Genomic DNA, 17511 nt, shown 5'->3' on the forward strand with positions numbered 1-17511 from the left:
AAAACTTTCAACGAGATTAATGTGGCTTGGTACAATTTCCTTCGCTTATCCGGAGAATCTCGTCAACGACGTCCTCAATCGGGGCGGTCGCGTCGATGATTACTCCGCGTTTAGGAATGTCCTCTTTCGTTAGGTGCAAACGCTGTATGAGTTCCCGTTCCGATTTCCTACCGCCAAACACATCTTCCGGTCGCATGTCCAGCCGCCGATTCAATGTGTCAACGTCCACCTCAAGGACAAACACGCCGTCAAATAGATCTATGAATTTTGAAAAGTTTCTTGAGCCTCCGCAGAAAAATGTTACATTCTCATCCTGGTTTTCAACTAGTGCTGTTACGAGATCAATATCCCAAATATGGTTTTCATGCGAGGCAGTAGCCGTCCGTTCACCTGTTTCAGGGTTGCCCTGATAAGCCAGGTCCCTGTCACCATGAATGGCATGGCAGCCGCGTCGCTGCAATTCGTTGCAGACCGTAGTTTTGCCAGAGCAGGAAACGCCGTCTATCAAATAATTCTTAATGCCCATGACTCGATCCTCCATCTTTAAAACTTACACTTACTTCAATTGAACTATTCCCTTATTTAAAAAGCCATTATTACCAACATAACATACATTTTCTTATTTATTTTGATTGCTATCTAACCTATCCTTCAACTTGCTTAAGATAGGGAATCTCTTCTCCCTCAACAACAGCCACGGTAATGGGCGAGTCTGTTTCGTAAATCTTTGTCCCCACCGGGAGGACATTTGCAGAACCATTTCGAAAACCAAGCGATTTAGTTGACTGTTTTTCAATTTCCCCAATTTGTTCTCCTATTGAATACTCTGTCTCTTCAACCCAGTCGATTCCTTGTGCGTTCGAGTATATATAACCATCAAGCATGAAGATATCGGCATCTTCATTTTGGAGATAATCAGAAGGGTCAGGATTTCCATTTTGTATACAGCCTGCCAATATAAAAATCAGTAATAGTGTAAAGGAATTTTTAAGAATCGTAGAAGCCTCCTTAAGTCATATACCACATTTAACTCCTTTATTACTTTACAATCAAGGAACAAGGCTAACCAGAATAACTTTTAAGTATGGGAAGCTGCCTGTCAGATCAGCCCAAATGGGTAAACTCTTTCACCATTTCTAAAAACCTTTCCTTCTCTTCTAAATGAGGTGAATGATTACTTCTTTCAAAAGTATAAAATATTGAGTTGGGGACAAGTTGATGAATTTCTTCCGAATATTCATACGGGCACTGAGAGTCGTACCTTCCGCAAAAAACGACAGTGGGTGTCTTTATCATTGAGATGATTTTTCGAATATCATATGTCGGGAGTTCAGTATAAGAATAATAATCCAACCGTCTTTGAACAACCCGGCCGCTGCTTGGTTTGGAAAAGTATTCATCAAATCTGCTAGGATCATACAGCGACATTTCGGTCCATTCCCTGCCAGCCTGAGCACGTTCTTCTCTTGTTGACTCTCGGGATTTAAGTATGGAGAAAATCTCCTTTAACCTTTTGTTAGCAGGGTTCTTGTAGCTGTATATACTGTCCCTGTGTTCCATGTACTTGTAGGTAGCTGAAGCTCCGCCCACCATCAGCCGTTTTAAAGCTGAGGGATGGTTAGCAGCGTAAACTAAACCTAACATCCCCCCGGTTGAATGGCCTGCGAAGCTCCAGGTGTCACATCCTAAAGCCTTTCTAATCGCTTCTAAATCCTTGCTCGTCTCACTCATACTTAACTCTTCTTCCTCTCTAGCACTAGAGGAATTTCCAGCTTCCTTTAAGTTCACAAGGTAAACTTTGAAATGGTTCACAAACCTGTCAGCAAAATAATAACCACGCTCGTTGAACTCACTATATAAATGTGTGATACATAAAGGTTCACCATCTCCTGCTTCGAAAATTTCAAAGTCCCCTCGTTCAGTTTTAATTACCCTTTGCTTCCACATCATTTTTCCCCCTTTCACCTTTCTTGGCATTTATCCAGACAAGCTGCCGCCTTTTGTGCATTTCTTTACTCACTATAAAAATCAAACCCAGTAAACACTTTATTTTCTCCTACAATAATATCTCCTGTTTCATAATATAAGGCGTAGGTTTCTTCATGACCTTCTGATTCAAGAACCAACCTTACATCAGTACCGAGGGTATCCCAGGTATCAGTTCTTCTCGAGTTGTTAATTTTTGATGTAACCTTGTTAAGGACTTTATCCTCTCTTGATTCGTAAAGAACCTCTTTTGTTGATATATTGAGGACAGTGATACTGGTAATCTCTTTTGTGACGATCTCCTCTTTGGAACCGCAGCCAAGTAAAATTAACAAAGGTAATAATACCACTAAAAATATTGCAGGCTTTTTCAATACCTCACTCCCCCATTCTTCCTGTTTAGAAGATTGTTTCCGTCCGGAAACGAACGCTCACTACCTTCCCTTTAACTTCCTATAGTACCCATCTTTTTAACCGATCCATATTTTCTTCAAGAAAGGCAGCATTTTTTTCTATGCCTCTCCGCTTGCACCAGCCAATACTATTAAAGGCATCAACAAATCGATAAAAGGGCAGTACATGTTTCAGATCAATTAATGGCCTGACACTGTTATAGCCTTCTTGATAGGCGTTATACAAATGCTCATCAAAGCTTAAGAAGTCCCGATACAGTTTGGTGAAGTCGACTTCTGCCGAACCGAATCTTACGCTCTCAAAATCTATTACTCCAGAGACCCGCTCATTATTCACAATGATGTTGGCAGGACGAAAATCCATATGTACGAAACTAGGTCCATCTGGTGCAGGGAGCTGGTGTTTCATCTTTTCAAATTTTTCAAGCGATTTCCTATACAAAGGATCATCCAGAACTTCCTTTACATCCTCTGCAAAACTATAAAATTGCTGTTCTATAAAATGGGACCAACCCGGAAATTTATTCTTAATCCCGTTTAACTCTTTATTCTTAGGCGGATGAATGGAATGCATCTCAGCATGAAGAACTCCCACTTGATACGAAAGTGCTGGTGAAGCCTCCTTTGTTAATGGTTTTCCTTTTAACTCAGATAATAAGAAGGCACCTGCACACTCCCCATCACCCACCCAATAATCTAATACCTCAGGAACTGAAACTCTCCCTTTTAAAATTTCATAGGCTTCTAGCTCGCGTTGAAACTTTAAGTTTGAAAATGGGATTTTCAAATATACCGTTTCCCCATTAGACAGCGTACACTTATATACGGTTGAACTGAACGAATCCTCAACTTCATTAATAGATTTCAGCTTCAACCCAAACTGTTGAATGATCCTGTTTAACATCTATAAATCCCCTTTACAACTATCTTCCTGCCGTAATAAACCTTATCTAAATCATACCAATTTTTTCAAATTATTAAAATTAAAATATCTTACTATTATAAAAGCTTCGTTTCCCATACAACCACAGCTCTCAAACTATTTATTAACGTTCTATAAATCCGAACTTGGATGTAATCGACGCTCCTTTCAAATGTTTATTCTTTTCGAAGCTGACAGGCTACCTTAAACCAGTTGGTACGTCCTGAAACATCGGAAGCATCATCATAGTCATAACGGAAACCATCCTGACCTGCCGGTGTTTCCATTCCGTTGTTGGGTTGAAACTTCTGCAACACCTTCTGATAATGAAAGACTGAGTGAGGACCCTTCGTTTTGGCGCAAGCATTTTTTAACGCCTGCTCGATAATTGCCTTGTCTTCTTTGTAAAAGTTCATACAGAGTCCCCTTTTGTCAATAAGATTACTTTTTATAACTAATAAATGATTTATACCAGGAACCCTATACTCAAATGTTTTGTGAAGTATTCTTTAGGATAACTAAATAATAGGACACCAAGTCAATACTAGAGGAGGAGTTAAGATGAAAAACACCAAAAAATTTTCAGCTATCGCTCTTACCGCAGGTGTTATGTTCGGTGGAAGCGCGATTACAGCAAGCGCCGATGAAGTTGTGATAAAAGAAGGAGACACCATTTGGGGAATTGCCTCAGAGTATGGTGTTGATGTAAATGACTTGATGGAAGCAAATAAAGATTTCGATCCACTCGCCCTTCCAATCGGGGAGATTCTTAACGTGGATACAAGTGAAGATGTTCACGTTGTTGGAACGGGCGATACGTTAGAAACCATTGCGGCTGACAACGGTACCACTGTGGATGAACTTATTACCTTGAACCCGGGGATCGACCCTTATCTTCTTTTGCCGGGTGACGGAATTGTCATCGGAAATGGCAGCGATGAACTGGTCATTGCCCTGGACGATGAGAATCAGGCCCAAAATGACTCTCAAACTAACACTGTAGATGGAAACACAGATGGAAATAATACTGAGCAAAATACGAACGACGATAATACTACGAATAACATCATCAGCAGTCAAAATAATTCAGACGAAAATACAGTCGATGAAAACAATACCGACCAAGATTCCGCAGAAGCAAACAACACGGACGAAACAAGCTCTGATCAAAATAATGGAGAAGTAACAGAAGATGCAGGAGAAACGGCTGCAGGCAATACTTCAACAGAAAGCAATACCGATTCTGAAGAAAGTTCAGATGTCGACCAAAGTGACATGGAAGAAGACGATGAAATCATGAGTGAGTACGAAGGAAAATAATGATTGTCTTTACTCTATTGTCTGTTAGATGAACAATATAAAAAGCGAGCATGGAGCTCGGTCTAAAACTTATATCATTAAACAATTGGGAGGCTGATTCATACTCTGAATCGGTCTCCCATCCTCTTTATTTACCTTTTTTAAAAATCTTTCATGTTCTAATTTGGAAAACCTCTATAACACTTTCGATACTATTACTTCAAGGAAGATCCCATTCTTTCATTCAATGCTTTTGCCTTGTTCATAAAAGAATTCATATCATTACTTATTGTAATATTCAGTCCTAATCCCACTTCACGAAGTGTACCCCGAAGGTTTTCAAACTTTTCCTGATCCTCTTCACTTAATTCCGCAAATCCATATAAATCATCGGTAGGATAGTGACTTAAATGGGCATACAGGTCTTCAAGGATTTTCTCGTCATGACTAGAGAGAGTTCCCAACTGATTTCCCGTGGTCCTTCCCAGCCATATCCCATTCAATATATCACCTAATTCAGTTGTAACGAGGTTGGGCTCTGTCCAGCTTTCCTCCATTTGATGTGCAATCAGGCCTTCCAATTCGACCAAATTAGTTTGAACCTCGGTAATAATCACCTGCTCCCTTACGAAATTCATTTTATAAATCCCCAAGCTGCAATGATAACAAGTAAAATGTTTACCCCTAATGAAAGCCTGAATAGTAACTTCCTACTCTTGTTCAACTTCAACCACCCTTATCTAAAAATAGAATATCAGTTTCTTTATCAACAATCTGGCCAAAGGTCTCGGCAGAAAGTCAGTTATTGCCCCTTAGTTGAGTGTGAGTATGTAAGGACAGTAGAGATAATGGTTAGTTATTAGGGCAATTATGAGTGTTGTATTTTCTTTTTTAAATTAAGGCTTTGTTTGTTGATGGTATTGTTATCTAAGGCTACAAGATTAAAAATTATATAGCTTCAATGATATTATCATATATGATTGTAGCGGAAGGCGTGCGATCTCCTGTGGGACTAGCGGGACAGGTGAGACCCCAAAGGCGCAGCCGAGGAGGCTCACCGCCCGCCCCGCGGAGTCGCGCGCCTATAGCGGAAATCTATGAATTATTATGCTTAAGAAATCAACATTACTCTTTAAAAGAGCCTTAATTACAAGAATCCAGGAAACTTGACCTTTAGTACCCACGTATCATTAACCCCTGCAAATGAATATTTAATATTCTAGAAATACCGTAGCTTTCGGTGTTACACGCTTAATGAACGCTATATCCTCTGTAGTAATATTAGTTAAAACCAGTTCTGTACCCCAGTGTCCTGAATGAAACAAAGGCAACCCCATTTGTTCCAGATTGAGTGTGAACCACTTTAATCCACCATTCTTGCTTATGCAATTGTTCAATAGATATTCTGTTAGCAGCCTGGATTTTGGTCCTCTAAAGATTGTTTCGTTTTCTTCTTTAACCATCTCTAATTTCCCTAAAGAGATGATTTCATTGATAATCTCTTTCTCTTCGTTCCAACAATGAATTTCTATAGTATTTGAGTCTACCAAGAAATGTTTTACTATTGCAGACCAATAAGTGTAACTTTCATTTACCGGCTTCGGGAAAGATGAATCAGCATCCGAATAAGTTGGAATATTTATAGTGAGATTAACCACATTTCGCCTCCTTTCTTAGTAGCATAACCGTCTTATTCTTCACTCTTATGGAATTCTTTACTTGAAGGCTGAGCAGCAGGTGGTGATCCCTCCCCCTATAATGTAAAAAGGGAAGCAATCCAATAATTATCCAGAATTACCCCCCTTTATCCGTGAGAACTTACACTATACTTTTTGACCTATTTAGATTAAAATCCTCCAAACCCTCCGCTTTGAGATTTCACACGTTCCAATTCCTGCAGCTGCTCCTCTTTGCTCCCTTGAAGGGTTCTTTTTCCCAAGGCTCCAAATAATCCGATAGATACAACAACAAAAAGGCCTATTCCCATATATATTGCCATTGTTCACCCTCCAATTAGTCAAACGATTCTGCTGTAGCAATCAACTCTTCTTTCGTAACTTCTTCACCATTTGCCATTAAGTGATAGGTCAGGTTTCCGTCTTGCCAGTACAGGCTCAAAGAACCATTTTCAGTTTCTCCAAAGGTGCCTTCATTCTCACCAATGTTCACTTGCTCATCATCTTGATTTCCTGAAAAATGAGCTTCGCCGCTATATGTTTTCAAATCCATGAATTCATCATCTACACCATGAAATTGAAATGTTTGGATTGTTTCTCTTTGGTCTCCGGGGGTTGGTGTGAACGTTGCTCCCTCCACTTCAAAAGGTGTTCTAGTAGGTAGTTTTGACTGAAATGCTTCCTCTTGCAGACTTTCTTTCAAGTTTGAATGATTAAAATCTTCAAGATCAGCAGAAGCCCCACTGTTACCACAGGCTGTAAGGAACAATATGCCGATCAATAGGAATAACTTTTTCAAAATGTTCACCTCCGTTATCTCTTCATACGTTTGACAACCTAAAAAGTTTCAATTTTCTGTAAGAAATAAGTGAGGGTTCTTCAATCTTTCAAATATTTATAGTTACTCAGCAGGTTTCCACCTATGGTTGTCTTCAACTATTCCTCTCACCCTTCTTCCTAACCAAAAAATAGGCAGTGATCCAGGACGTAATTGGGATGGCGAGGGCCACCCCAATTCCGGCAGATCCGATGAAGATCATCTCTGAACTGAATACTTTGGAGTTTACGATTTCACCAATGGAATAGGATAGGTCCTTGAACCAGATGAGGAGCGCCATGTATCCTCCGAAGAAGGCAAAGAACAGCGTATTCGTGCTGGTGCCCAGTATGTCTCTCCCCAGAGCCATACCGCTTTTGAATAAGTCTTTCCGGCTGATGCCCGGCTGGTGAAACTGAACTTCCCTCATAGGGGATGAGATGGAAATCGATAAATCAATGATGGCGCCAATCGTGCTCATTAAAATCATCGAGGCTCCGATTTTCACAAAATCCACTCCTACAAACAGGGAGAATGCGCCGATTTCTTCAATTTCCTCCTCACTGAATCCTTGAATCATGGAAACCTCAGTCAGCATCAAAATGAAGAAAAGCAGGACGGCGGTCGTAACAATCGTCGAGATAAAGGCCGTCAACGTTTTAATGTTGTATTCACTTATGTAAAAAAGCGATATACAGCTGATCAGGACACAGGCGATCAAGGTAATGATGATGGGATTGATGTCCGGATCGTTCATTAGAAGCAGAACGAATAGAAATACCCCGAAGTTTAGAAATAAAGCTACAAATGACCTCGCCCCTTTTTTGCCTCCGATCAATACCATAAGAATCAGTAGTATAATAGCTAGAATCCACTGTACCGTCATACTCTTGCCCTCTTTCGGTTAATAAAGAAAATGGAAGTATAGATACCGATCGGGATGGTGAGCACAATGCCGATTCCGCCCGTCAAAGCTCTTGCCACTTCTAATGACAAGTTCAAGGACAACGTGAACCCAAGCGGGGACGCATTTTTGAAAAATAAAATGAGCATGGGAATCGCTCCGCTGATATAAACAAAGAATAAGATGTTCGTCATGGTCCCCATGATGTCCTTGCCGATATCAAATCCAGATTTCTTCAGGGCTTCAATGGAAATATTGTGATCGTTTTCATACAGCCCGAATATGGACGAGGATAAAGTGATGGCAACATCCATCACGGCTCCAAGGCAGCCAATCAGGATTCCTGCCATGAACACGATTTTATACGGGCGTGTCAAAAACTGCATTTCCTCGTAATGCAGCCCCTTTCCTCCACTGGCTTCAACAACAATATAGCTGATGAGAAGTGTTGCGAAGGTCACAATGAGAGTCGCTGAAACTGCAGCATAGGTCTTCTCATTAAAACCGTTCACCAGCAACAGCGAAATCCCGGTAAACAAAATGACGGCTGCACTTGATACTACTAATAAACTGACATCCCCCGAATTGGCATAGATATCCAATGCATAAGATAATATCAAAGCATTGACGGCCAGGGTGAACAGCGAGAACAGGCCCTGTTTCTTTCCGACGAAAAGCAATAGAAGGATAAACACCCAAGCAATGATCATCATGTACTGATCCCGCTTCACCTCCTGAATCGTCCCCCGCAGTTCCCCGGTTCCTAATGAGTCTTTATCCAGGGAGACAAACAGTTCATTCCCTGGTTGATATTCCTGATCATAGGCACCTGATAGAGAATACTCATTGATCAACATAACCTGCTTTCCTTCGTATTCTCCATTTCTTAATTCGGCGATGATATTCTGTACAAACAAACGGTCTTTATTGCCGTTGTTATCCTCGACTTCCGTCGTCTGCGTTATCGTCGTACTCACAACCTCGGCGATCGGCCGGTCATAAAACGACTGATTATTATAAACAAAGAAGATCGATCCTACGCAGCAAATGACCACGAAAGCCATTGATATTAAATATTGACCAGTAAATTTTTTCTCTTTCATGATAGCTTTTTTCAAAAATAACCCTCCAACATTCATTGACTCTTCATTATTCCATAAGTGAGAAAGGTAAGCAAAATGAATCCTTATTAAGACAAATATCCAAAAGCCATCTTACGTTTTCAACTCTGTGAAAAGTTAACGGCAAGAGCAAGCAAAATCAAGGTAATCACCCGCTTGAAAATGGTATAATATTGGTTGTTAAACAATCTCCTCGAATTGAGTGATAGTATGATTACTTCTTATGAAAAAATAAATTTGTCCGGCAACAAAACGGCGGAAGTTTTCCTCCATCTTACACCTGACAAAAGATTTATCGTTTCTATCCCAGCCATTCATTGGTCCGCTGAATTTAATCAGCAAGATGATTTCAACATACAATTCGACAAGTTGCAAGGATCTCTTAACTTTCACCTGTTTGAAGGCAATACGGATGAGTTGGCAAGGGCGATTAAGGACTTAGCAGAGAATTATTTCTAACATAGTCATTTATTTGCCGCATCTTACCTTTGATTCCCCCTCATTTTTAAGAGGGGGCAAAGAAGATTTGCTGGTGACTTAGTAACTGACATCCCGCTAGAATGGATTAGGGCCCCAGGTACGGTATTGGCGTATTGTGTCAGTTCCTTTTGCAGCAGTAAGTACTTGTGCCCATTTAATACACTTTACCTGTTTGCTTTTATTCATGCCCAATGTTACTGGACCTGACACAGACACTACTGCTAAAAATATGACTGTACAACCATATAATCTATAAAAGGACTTTGCCAAATTGGCAAGGTCCTTTTTTATCGTCTAGGTATGAATAATATTCCCTTCATCATTTCCGGTATTTTTTTCGTGGACAAACCATATTTTGAACAAAGATCATAAATTGGAGGATGTGTAAAATGAAACAATTTATCTTATCCATGGCCATCGTCCTGTCGGTAGGTGCCATCCTTATTTATAACGGTTTGGATGAGCGTGTGAGAGAAGTGAACTCTTCTATTTCCAGTCCTCCCTATGAACCTGCTGCTCAATCTGCAGAACCTCCCCTATTAGTTCCTGCTGGTCTAGGAGAGTTGTTCAACAAAGAACTTTCCACAGCCACAAGGGAAGCTGGGGTGTTACCCGCGGAATTAGAGGTTATGTTTGACGCGAAGTTTGAGGAAGATGGATACATTGTTGAAATTTACCGCGAATATGAGATTTACCGGGATAGGAATGGAAAAATCATAAAAGAAGTTCCCACTGCTAATTTTGAGTTTATTAGGTATAAAGAATAAGGGCAACGAAGGCAGTTTTCTGCCCTCGTTGCCCCTCTTAATCTAAGTACCACATCCGTAATCTCCGATAAACAACAAGTTAAAGAAGTAGCCTACTTCTTATTCATTAGAAGAGTTGTCAGCCGCCTTCTACACACGTAGCATCAGAACTGCCGACTGCAGCGTTCAGTTCTTGCAGGAGCTTGGATAAACGTTCATTTTCCACCAAAGTCTCTAATGTTTGGCCGGTAAGTGGGATTTCATATTCTTTAAATATTGGTTCCGTTTCTTGCCAAGCCTGAACAATGGCTGCAGGTGACATATTGGATTGAATAACCATCTTACTGCCTCCTTGTTTTTGATATGTGATTATACCATATACCTACCTATCTCATGAATCAAGTAAACTTTCTTAAAATAGATTTAAACGCATGGCCGGTTCCATCCCCTCCAACCACACTTGTGGTAAAATCTATGAAGAAAATTGGAAAATCAGGAAGGAGAAATTCATGATTTTAGGGAAGCCCATTGCCAAGGGAAATACGGCAGAAATCTATCCATATGACAAAAACCAAATGATTAAGGTTTTTCACGATCATTTACCAGAGACTGAAGCGGGAAAAGAAGCTTTTAAACAGAAGGCAGCCTATTCATACGGACTTGCAGTACCTGAAGTGATAGATCTCTTAAAGGTGAATGGAAAACAAGCAATCCTGATGGAATATGTGAACGGACGAACACTCGGAGATTTATATCTCAATGAACCAGAACACGCTGAAGAATACCTCAAGGATTCCATTGAAACTCAGCAAAAGATACACAGCATCACCCCTGAATCACTTGAAGCGATGAGTGATAAACTGAAACGTCAAATTGAATCAGTTGCACAAATGTCATTAAAACAAAAATCATATTTAGTGAATAAATTAGAATCCATGACCTTTGAAAACAGGCTCTGTCATGGGGATTTTCACTTGAATAATTTAATAATGGCAGATGAGAAGGTTTACATCATCGACTGGGTTGATGCAAGCATTGGAGATCCCCGAGCAGATGTTTACAGGACCTTTCTTTTGTATTCTCAGTTTTCTAAAGAACTGGCTGAATCGTACATAACCCTTTATTGCGAGACGAGTGGGCTATCTAGAACAGAAGTATTAGAGTGGGCTCCCATCATTGCCGGCGCAAGACTTTCTGAACATGTCTCCACGGAGAACGAAAACCGGCTCTGGGAAATTGTTAATGACTATTGTCCCTTCTAAGAGAGATAACGGGCACTGGTCCAACTTAAACAGAATTTGACTTTAGCTATCCCGAAGTATAGAGCCTTTTTCCCTGCTATTAACGCTGAGTCCCCCGGGAATTCTCTTATCTAAGAAGGCATTAAGTTTTTCATAGAATATTACATTGAGGATCATCACAAAGGTGTAAAAGGCGATTGAATATTGGATCTCCCAGCTCTTATAGAGGAATAAATGGAATATGTGCACAGAGACCATTTCAAATATCGTCAACAGAAAGACAGTTGCAATGATAAACACCAACCGATTAGGAACCTTCTTTCTGTAAAAGTCCATGAATAAAAGCAGAGTCCCCGGATATACGATATTTTGCAGGATAATATCCATTAGTTCCCCGCTGTTTCGATCCACGGTATCGTAAAAATCATAAGGTGGCATAGCGAAAAAATAATCACCTATAGTGGTCAGTTGCAGGTTAAGCAGGGATATGCAAATGATTTGTGACCAAAGAAGCTTTCGATTTTTGACAGTAAAATAGTAAATGGCGACAATAATTAGAATGGAGATGGCAAGCGTAAACCATTCATTTTCATCAAATTGTTTGGGCAGCATTGGTTTAATTGCATTTTCATATATTTCCTTCATCTTTGATCACCTTCTCTTTTATCAAAAGTGGATGCAGTACTTCCATGAAGAAAATACTCGTGGAGAGAACTATCATCGCCAGAACAAAGTCGATCGAAGGATACCAGCTTTCACCTTTTGATTCAAGAACCCCTAAAAGAAGAAAAAGCTTCTCACCTAAAACACCTCCTGCCACCCAGGCAAAACAAAGGGTGATTTTAACAGAAAGTTTCGACTGAACCCGCACTGCGTACATCACCCATACCAGCAGAACAGGGAATACTATCCCATAAAGGAGCCTCGTCGACCAGAATGGCAGGTGCTCTTCTACCACCCTTAATCGTTCATAAGGCGATGAAAGCAGATAGAATATATTCTGACAATTATAGGACGTAAACAAAAATAGAATAAAGACCTCAAATGGGTCGAATCTCTTTGTCAGGTATTTTAAACTAAACAGAAGCAGCAAGGACACAAGTAGAAGCAAAGTAAAGATCATAATCATTGATTTATTATCCTCTTTTATCAAGACTCATTTCGAAATCCTTGTTAGTATATACGAGGGGCAAGAGATGTAGGCATATTTCACAGAACTTATCCTGGTAAGCAAGAAAGAAAGGAGCTAATTAACCTATTCAGTTAGACAAGACCTTATACCCGAGGGAAAAATCCGGTCCTTTGGATTTTCCAAAAGCAAACAATCCATACGAATACAACCTCTATCAAAATAACCTTTTGAGTATATGGTTTGCTTTTTGTGTGAATTTATTACATAGAACTTCCTATTTGTACATTAATTATTGTACGGACTACTCCTCCCCGTGGGTCTATGCAGTTTAATATCTAAAAAAATAACCAGGACTATCACACTTGAAAATTGCTGATCACTGCAAAAACATTGTCTTTCCCTATTGTAAACCTCTAACCAGTCGTATGATGAATCGCTTTATTCGTTTAAGAGGTCCGCTCTTTTGGTAGAAGGAACTTAAACTGAGCTTTTTGGTCTTGTATGAATGTCTTTGCTTCTACCCTTTCCTTCTTCATGGTGTTCAGCAATATCTGCCGTGGCGTCAATCACTTCCATTGAGCGAGCTGCTTTTTCAAAAATCAAATGAACATTATGTCACTCCTAATTAGGTTTTTCTGTTAATATACTATTCAAAAGTTACATTATTAATAGAAATGTGAATCCACCAGAGAAACGTTGTTTCCGTGTACAAAATTTTATAAAGCACAGCGTGATGCAGAAGAAAACATCCGGTAAAGGAGAAATCCACAGAATTCAGTGCAATTTGCGGTCATTCCGAGTTCCATTTTGCATCGCCTTTTTATAGCATGGCTGTGATGGACAGAAACTCGAGAGTACTTTTCAGGGGGAGTTGAATGAATAAAGCAGTGATAGTGTTGTGTCTTCTATTATTCTTCACTGGGTGCGAAACGTGGGATTATGGCGAGCCAGAATCGCTCACCCATAGCTTTGAAGAGAAGGGACTTATATTACAGTCTTCGATAAAGATAGCTAAAGACATTAAGGTAGAAGCTTCCCTTACCAATACAAGTGAAGAAGATATAATTTATAATGGCAGGTGCGGTATTCCTTTCAACATATTTGTGAAAAAGGAAGATGCCACCGCTGCCCTGACTTCAGGATATAATTTAATCAGTACAGGTTGTGATGATGTATTTGATCCTGAAGATCTATGAGAATTGAAACCAAATGAAACATTGAAAAAAGAGATAACCTTTAACCGTAAGATTAGGTTGTCGAAGAATGATACGGTGAACGCCTTAGATGGTATGTATGAGGTTACGTACTCTTTCGAATTACATGATGAAGGTGCATTTTTGGCATCCGTACCTGTCGAATTGAAGAACAATAAACAAACCGATATCTTGACGATCAATAAGGCTAGGGAGATGGCAAAGGAGAACAAAGAGGTAAAAGAATGGTTCACCAAGCAGGAGGATAAAAACTTGTCTGTTGAATCAGAAGAGGCCATTTTAAGCCAAGGAATGTGGACCGTCGCTTTTCATTCTGTTTACAAGGAATCGGTAAAGCGGATTGTGATCAACATGGATGCTGAAACCGGGGATATAAAGGCAGTTCACCACGAAGACCTCGGAAAGGATGCATTGAAATTCCTTGATTGACAAAAAATATCTGGCCTACCTTTCCATATCCTACTTACCAAGAATATCCCCTTACTTTTACATGACCGGGATCCTATTGGGAGCGATATCTTTTTATGTAGAAAATCACCTCTGTAACCACGATTAGAAACGCAGCCACAATCATGACAGACAACAAAAAGTTAGTCCAGGAGGTTATAAAGAAAGAACAGCAATCTCCTCCATAGTTCCATGGAAGGGGCGGGTCAATGTGTGGAAAGCGTAATTCAGCGAATGGGATTGGAAAGCCTGTCTTCATTGGGAAGGCAGTGAGTAATTCTTGCTCGGTTTCTACTCTCTCTCCATTGAACCCGGTTGCGAGTACAAAAACTAAAGAAACAATAACAGCACCAAGATATGTAAAAACCCTTATAACATTATGTTTCACTTTCATCCTCCCCCTTCTGTCTCTCATTTAGCCTAACATGAATTAACTGCTCTTTAACAGAGCCAATTTTTTAAATTTGTAATAGTAAAGTGCCTTCCATCTTAAAATGGAAGGCACTAGTTTTGCGGCTAAGACCTGCTCTTATTTCCCGCTATTATCCGTTCCGGGAATCACGCATCCCTCTGGCCCGCAAATCATATCACCTTTTTGTTTGGCCTCTTCTGCCTTTTCTCTTTCTAACTGTGTTTGCTGCCAGGCAATATCAATCGTTGGAGAAAACTTTTCGGGATACCTGATATACCAGCGTTGTTTTCTGATTAAAAAATTGTCTGTATCGAGCATTAATGCTTCATCAAGTTCTTGTAACGCTTTTTCTTTCTGACCGTTTTTCGCATACTCCATCCCCAACTTATATTTGGTTTGAGCAAGCTGCTGTTCCAATTCATTTGACGCGTCAGTTGGAGAATAATAGTGGTCATCCAGTACCACCTTTTCAACTTCTTCGAAAATTAATTTCCGAACTGCCTCTTTATGGTCTTCATTCGTTACCTGAAAACCTTGTTTGATAAGGCGGATGGTTCCTTCTTTATCAATGAAGATACCGTTGGGAACAATTTTAAAGCCAAATAAATTAGCCAGTGTGTTGTCTGAATCGATGACCGTAGTAAAACTCTTATCTTCCGCATAAGGCAGTGCGACTCCGGCACCTTGAATATCTACGGATACAGATAGCAGTTCAAACCCCTCATCTTTGTATTGATTATAATATTCCTGCCATCCAGGCAGTTGCTCTCTGCAGCGTCACCAAGACGCCCACATGAAAATCAGTACGTTTTTTCCTCGGTAGTCACGTAAAGACACATTATTCCCATTTAAATCCGGAAGCTCTATATCTTGAATCTTTTCTAATAACACAGAATCCCCGCCTTTACCAAGTATTTTTAATCCCTACGGAAAGTGGAACTCATCGCTCGTTTCACGAATCAACTTCCTGTTTCTGTACAGATCGATTTAGTAACATTATACATCTACATTAACAGTTTCTTATCGCTTATTCAAAGAAAGCAAACTTACCTGCTTATATTCGCTTTTTACATTAGAATGCCTTAGCGGAATACAAGTTAAATAGCTAAATGCAGAACTTCGCCCAGCATCCATTTCCAGGTCATTTTAACTGTGAAATCCTATCAATAGTCTTTTAGTGTATCTTTCTACCTAAATTTGCGGTAGGATGGAAATAAGATTAACAGAAAGAGGGTGACACATTTGACGAACGCAATTAGCGCAACCTATGAAACGATTGAAGAAGCAGCTGACGACGTTTTGGAACTCATTAGTAAATTTGTGGATGTGAATACTTTTTTCATTGCTAAAAACGATAAAAAAGAAGTCAACATCATCAGTGCCTACAATCGCAATGAAGTTGTTCTTCCTGCCGGGTTTGAAACTTTATACCGTGATTCTTTCTGACAATTCATCGTTAAAGGTGGTCGTGAACCACTAATCATCGAAAACTTGTACACTTCATCCATGACAAAAGATATGGATGTAACAAAAGCCCTTGGCGGCGGGTCACTCATCGGTGTTCCTATTTATTATAAGAATGGTGAAAACTACGGGACCCTGTGCGGAATGGATCTGCGCCCTCATCATTTCACCGAGAACCATAAAGACTTATTCAAAGCAATGGCCAAACTGCTTGGAAACGTATTGGACCTGGAAAAGAAAACACTGCAAGTTCAGGCTCTATCGGTTCCTCTGGTTCCTATATTTGATAATGTGGCTGTACTCCCTATCATCGGCGAGGTCGATTGGGAGCGAACCTCAAGGATCATGGAGTATACCCTGATAGAAGCAGCCAAAGGGGAATTGGACTATATTGTCTTTGATTTATCCGGCTTGGCACTGATCGAAGAAGAAAGTGTAGAAAACTTGATGAAAATTGCAGATGCCTTGAAGTTGGTCGGAGTTAAAATGATTTTCACCGGTATCCGTCCGGACCTTGCCAAAAAAGCCGTTCAATACCGAAGCGATTTCACTAACATCGAGGTCGAAGCTACGCTTAAACAAGCCATACAGTCGTTGCAATTCCAGTGTCACCGGGACAAATAATTAACTTCGTACTTCGTTGAAATAGTTGTTTCCTGCATCTATCGAATAACTCACAAAATTACATATCTGCTAAAAGATCAAGCCCTTCAAGAATGAAGGGCTTTTGGCGTTGTTAACTAAGGTTTTCTATGTATGTTCTGGTTATGCTTGTCAGGTTAGAGTTTATTGTTTTTAAGGTGTTGGAAAGGAGTTCGTCATTTTATGTCACTTGCTCGGCTATTCAATCTAGATCAAAAAGATTGAAATGACTATAATCGCAAGACCGGTAATCGTTAAAATATCCTGATGTTTCGGCTTGATTTTAGTTTCTTTTTCATATTGTTTATGAATTTTTTGGTGCAAATGTTCATCTGGCGGTACTTCAGGGCTTTGCACACCTCCTAATCCTCTTCCACCAAAATAAGTGATCTTATGAATTGGCAATGCGCAAACCAGCAAGATAAAGCCTGAAACCAGCCCCCATGATCCTATATCATTCAAATTGAAAGTTGAGTACAATAGATAAGATAAAAGTACAAGAATAGTATAATTAATAAAAATTAAAAACAAGCTGATAAACAATCTTTCCTTCATTTCAAGCCTTCCCCCCACTTCTGGTATGCTTTACATACTC

Annotated in this window: 26 protein-coding genes and 1 pseudogene; 8 read left to right on the plus strand and 19 right to left on the minus strand. The window is 39.9% G+C overall.

All coding sequences use genetic code 11. The annotated features are described in order from the left end of the window. Window positions 1-16: 16 nt before the first annotated feature. The 6 genes from V1502_RS10480 to V1502_RS10505 form a co-directional block, all read right to left on the minus strand. Window positions 17-526 (minus strand): AAA family ATPase, encoded by a 510-nt coding sequence (locus tag V1502_RS10480; protein WP_409250599.1) that lies wholly within the window; start codon window positions 524-526, stop codon window positions 17-19. A 118-nt stretch (window positions 527-644) separates the two neighbouring features. Further along, window positions 645-956, minus strand: coding sequence for a hypothetical protein (locus V1502_RS10485; RefSeq protein ID WP_409250600.1), 312 nt, complete (start codon window positions 954-956; stop codon window positions 645-647). Window positions 957-1104: 148 nt separating this feature from the next. Next, on the minus strand, window positions 1105-1947 hold the full coding sequence (locus V1502_RS10490) for an alpha/beta fold hydrolase (protein WP_409250601.1): 843 nt from the start codon (window positions 1945-1947) through the stop codon (window positions 1105-1107). 65 nt (window positions 1948-2012) lie between these two features. Next, on the minus strand, window positions 2013-2360 hold the full coding sequence (locus V1502_RS10495) for a hypothetical protein (RefSeq protein ID WP_409250602.1): 348 nt from the start codon (window positions 2358-2360) through the stop codon (window positions 2013-2015). Window positions 2361-2439: 79 nt separating this feature from the next. Next, a complete protein-coding gene (locus V1502_RS10500) occupies window positions 2440-3303 on the minus strand; it encodes an aminoglycoside phosphotransferase family protein (RefSeq protein ID WP_409250603.1) in 864 nt (287 codons plus the stop codon). A gap of 194 nt (window positions 3304-3497) precedes the next feature. After that, entirely contained in the window at window positions 3498-3737 is a 240-nt protein-coding gene (locus V1502_RS10505) for a hypothetical protein (protein WP_409250604.1), read from the minus strand. Between the two features lie 145 nt (window positions 3738-3882). Between V1502_RS10505 and V1502_RS10510 the strand changes: the two genes are divergently transcribed. Then, window positions 3883-4641, plus strand: coding sequence for a LysM peptidoglycan-binding domain-containing protein (locus V1502_RS10510; protein WP_409250605.1), 759 nt, complete (start codon window positions 3883-3885; stop codon window positions 4639-4641). Window positions 4642-4835: 194 nt separating this feature from the next. Here the strand turns inward: V1502_RS10510 and V1502_RS10515 are convergent, their stop codons facing one another. The 6 genes from V1502_RS10515 to V1502_RS10540 all read right to left on the minus strand — a co-directional run bounded on the left by V1502_RS10515 (window position 4836) and on the right by V1502_RS10540 (window position 9120). Further along, window positions 4836-5258 (minus strand): hypothetical protein, encoded by a 423-nt coding sequence (locus V1502_RS10515; RefSeq protein WP_409250606.1) that lies wholly within the window; start codon window positions 5256-5258, stop codon window positions 4836-4838. Between the two features lie 573 nt (window positions 5259-5831). Further along, window positions 5832-6278, minus strand: coding sequence for a hypothetical protein (locus tag V1502_RS10520; protein ID WP_409250607.1), 447 nt, complete (start codon window positions 6276-6278; stop codon window positions 5832-5834). A gap of 188 nt (window positions 6279-6466) precedes the next feature. Continuing rightward, a complete protein-coding gene (locus V1502_RS10525) occupies window positions 6467-6619 on the minus strand; it encodes a hypothetical protein (protein ID WP_409250608.1) in 153 nt (50 codons plus the stop codon). A 14-nt stretch (window positions 6620-6633) separates the two neighbouring features. Continuing rightward, window positions 6634-7095, minus strand: a complete 462-nt coding sequence (locus V1502_RS10530; RefSeq protein ID WP_409250609.1) for a DUF4367 domain-containing protein — start codon at window positions 7093-7095, stop codon at window positions 6634-6636. 133 nt (window positions 7096-7228) lie between these two features. Further along, window positions 7229-7999, minus strand: coding sequence for a YibE/F family protein (locus V1502_RS10535; protein ID WP_409250610.1), 771 nt, complete (start codon window positions 7997-7999; stop codon window positions 7229-7231). Further along, on the minus strand, window positions 7996-9120 hold the full coding sequence (locus tag V1502_RS10540; RefSeq protein ID WP_409254327.1) for a YibE/F family protein: 1125 nt from the start codon (window positions 9118-9120) through the stop codon (window positions 7996-7998). Before V1502_RS10540 ends, V1502_RS10535 begins: the two co-directional genes overlap by 4 nt. Before the next feature lie 228 nt (window positions 9121-9348). Between V1502_RS10540 and V1502_RS10545 the strand changes: the two genes are divergently transcribed. After that, the gene (locus V1502_RS10545; RefSeq protein WP_409250611.1) at window positions 9349-9597 is read left to right on the plus strand and encodes a YueH family protein; all 249 of its coding nucleotides are present in this window, start codon (window positions 9349-9351) and stop codon (window positions 9595-9597) included. 410 nt (window positions 9598-10007) lie between these two features. Further along, window positions 10008-10385 (plus strand): hypothetical protein, encoded by a 378-nt coding sequence (locus tag V1502_RS10550; RefSeq protein ID WP_409250612.1) that lies wholly within the window; start codon window positions 10008-10010, stop codon window positions 10383-10385. A 118-nt stretch (window positions 10386-10503) separates the two neighbouring features. Here V1502_RS10550 and V1502_RS10555 read toward each other — a convergent pair whose 3' ends face one another. Beyond that, window positions 10504-10704, minus strand: coding sequence for a hypothetical protein (locus V1502_RS10555; protein WP_409250613.1), 201 nt, complete (start codon window positions 10702-10704; stop codon window positions 10504-10506). A 169-nt stretch (window positions 10705-10873) separates the two neighbouring features. Between V1502_RS10555 and V1502_RS10560 the strand changes: the two genes are divergently transcribed. Next, window positions 10874-11626, plus strand: coding sequence for a phosphotransferase family protein (locus tag V1502_RS10560; RefSeq protein ID WP_409250614.1), 753 nt, complete (start codon window positions 10874-10876; stop codon window positions 11624-11626). 42 nt (window positions 11627-11668) lie between these two features. Here the strand turns inward: V1502_RS10560 and V1502_RS10565 are convergent, their stop codons facing one another. After that, window positions 11669-12250, minus strand: a complete 582-nt coding sequence (locus V1502_RS10565; RefSeq protein ID WP_409250615.1) for a hypothetical protein — start codon at window positions 12248-12250, stop codon at window positions 11669-11671. Next, window positions 12234-12734: a hypothetical protein gene (locus V1502_RS10570; RefSeq protein ID WP_409250616.1), complete on the minus strand. Its 501-nt coding sequence runs from the start codon at window positions 12732-12734 to the stop codon at window positions 12234-12236. Before V1502_RS10570 ends, V1502_RS10565 begins: the two co-directional genes overlap by 17 nt. An 878-nt stretch (window positions 12735-13612) precedes the next feature. Here V1502_RS10570 and V1502_RS10575 point away from each other — a divergent pair. After that, window positions 13613-13933, plus strand: coding sequence for a hypothetical protein (locus V1502_RS10575; RefSeq protein ID WP_409250617.1), 321 nt, complete (start codon window positions 13613-13615; stop codon window positions 13931-13933). Window positions 13934-13936: 3 nt separating this feature from the next. Beyond that, the gene (locus tag V1502_RS10580; protein ID WP_409250618.1) at window positions 13937-14380 is read left to right on the plus strand and encodes a hypothetical protein; all 444 of its coding nucleotides are present in this window, start codon (window positions 13937-13939) and stop codon (window positions 14378-14380) included. A 73-nt stretch (window positions 14381-14453) separates the two neighbouring features. Here V1502_RS10580 and V1502_RS10585 read toward each other — a convergent pair whose 3' ends face one another. The 3 genes and pseudogenes from V1502_RS10585 to V1502_RS10595 form a co-directional block, all read right to left on the minus strand. After that, window positions 14454-14786: a hypothetical protein gene (locus tag V1502_RS10585; RefSeq protein ID WP_409250619.1), complete on the minus strand. Its 333-nt coding sequence runs from the start codon at window positions 14784-14786 to the stop codon at window positions 14454-14456. Between the two features lie 141 nt (window positions 14787-14927). After that, window positions 14928-15275: a tetratricopeptide repeat protein gene (locus V1502_RS10590; protein WP_409254406.1), complete on the minus strand. Its 348-nt coding sequence runs from the start codon at window positions 15273-15275 to the stop codon at window positions 14928-14930. Between the two features lie 90 nt (window positions 15276-15365). Next, window positions 15366-15701, minus strand: a pseudogene (locus V1502_RS10595) (redoxin domain-containing protein); the annotation flags it as partial. Window positions 15702-16052: 351 nt separating this feature from the next. Between V1502_RS10595 and V1502_RS10600 the strand changes: the two are divergent. Together V1502_RS10600 and V1502_RS10605 are read left to right on the plus strand one after the other, a co-directional pair. Further along, entirely contained in the window at window positions 16053-16256 is a 204-nt protein-coding gene (locus tag V1502_RS10600; protein WP_409250620.1) for a hypothetical protein, read from the plus strand. A gap of 33 nt (window positions 16257-16289) precedes the next feature. Further along, window positions 16290-16898, plus strand: a complete 609-nt coding sequence (locus V1502_RS10605; protein WP_409254328.1) for an STAS domain-containing protein — start codon at window positions 16290-16292, stop codon at window positions 16896-16898. A gap of 225 nt (window positions 16899-17123) precedes the next feature. On the opposite strand, the gene V1502_RS10610 is transcribed toward V1502_RS10605, so the two are convergent. Beyond that, entirely contained in the window at window positions 17124-17471 is a 348-nt protein-coding gene (locus V1502_RS10610) for a hypothetical protein (protein WP_409250621.1), read from the minus strand. Between the last annotated feature and the right edge of the window lie 40 nt (window positions 17472-17511).

The sequence above is a fragment of the Rossellomorea sedimentorum genome (genome assembly GCF_046237645.1).
Lineage (GTDB): Bacteria > Bacillota > Bacilli > Bacillales > Bacillaceae_B > Rossellomorea > Rossellomorea sedimentorum.

Excerpts from the sequence above, each read along its gene's own strand:
- V1502_RS10545 (WP_409250611.1), top strand. The coding sequence starts at position 9,349 with ATGATTACTTCTTATGAAAAAATAAATTTGTCCGGCAACAAAACGGCG.
- V1502_RS10610 (WP_409250621.1), bottom strand. The coding sequence starts at position 17,471 with ATGAAGGAAAGATTGTTTATCAGCTTGTTTTTAATTTTTATTAATTAT.
- V1502_RS10555 (WP_409250613.1), bottom strand. The coding sequence starts at position 10,704 with ATGGTTATTCAATCCAATATGTCACCTGCAGCCATTGTTCAGGCTTGG.
- V1502_RS10500 (WP_409250603.1), bottom strand. The coding sequence starts at position 3,303 with ATGTTAAACAGGATCATTCAACAGTTTGGGTTGAAGCTGAAATCTATT.
- V1502_RS10525 (WP_409250608.1), bottom strand. The coding sequence starts at position 6,619 with ATGGCAATATATATGGGAATAGGCCTTTTTGTTGTTGTATCTATCGGA.
- V1502_RS10575 (WP_409250617.1), top strand. The coding sequence starts at position 13,613 with ATGAATAAAGCAGTGATAGTGTTGTGTCTTCTATTATTCTTCACTGGG.
- V1502_RS10570 (WP_409250616.1), bottom strand. The coding sequence starts at position 12,734 with ATGATTATGATCTTTACTTTGCTTCTACTTGTGTCCTTGCTGCTTCTG.
- V1502_RS10550 (WP_409250612.1), top strand. The coding sequence starts at position 10,008 with ATGAAACAATTTATCTTATCCATGGCCATCGTCCTGTCGGTAGGTGCC.
- V1502_RS10490 (WP_409250601.1), bottom strand. The coding sequence starts at position 1,947 with ATGTGGAAGCAAAGGGTAATTAAAACTGAACGAGGGGACTTTGAAATT.
- V1502_RS10535 (WP_409250610.1), bottom strand. The coding sequence starts at position 7,999 with ATGACGGTACAGTGGATTCTAGCTATTATACTACTGATTCTTATGGTA.
- V1502_RS10505 (WP_409250604.1), bottom strand. The coding sequence starts at position 3,737 with ATGAACTTTTACAAAGAAGACAAGGCAATTATCGAGCAGGCGTTAAAA.
- V1502_RS10510 (WP_409250605.1), top strand. The coding sequence starts at position 3,883 with ATGAAAAACACCAAAAAATTTTCAGCTATCGCTCTTACCGCAGGTGTT.
- V1502_RS10560 (WP_409250614.1), top strand. The coding sequence starts at position 10,874 with ATGATTTTAGGGAAGCCCATTGCCAAGGGAAATACGGCAGAAATCTAT.
- V1502_RS10515 (WP_409250606.1), bottom strand. The coding sequence starts at position 5,258 with ATGAATTTCGTAAGGGAGCAGGTGATTATTACCGAGGTTCAAACTAAT.
- V1502_RS10480 (WP_409250599.1), bottom strand. The coding sequence starts at position 526 with ATGGGCATTAAGAATTATTTGATAGACGGCGTTTCCTGCTCTGGCAAA.
- V1502_RS10565 (WP_409250615.1), bottom strand. The coding sequence starts at position 12,250 with ATGAAGGAAATATATGAAAATGCAATTAAACCAATGCTGCCCAAACAA.
- V1502_RS10540 (WP_409254327.1), bottom strand. The coding sequence starts at position 9,120 with ATGAAAGAGAAAAAATTTACTGGTCAATATTTAATATCAATGGCTTTC.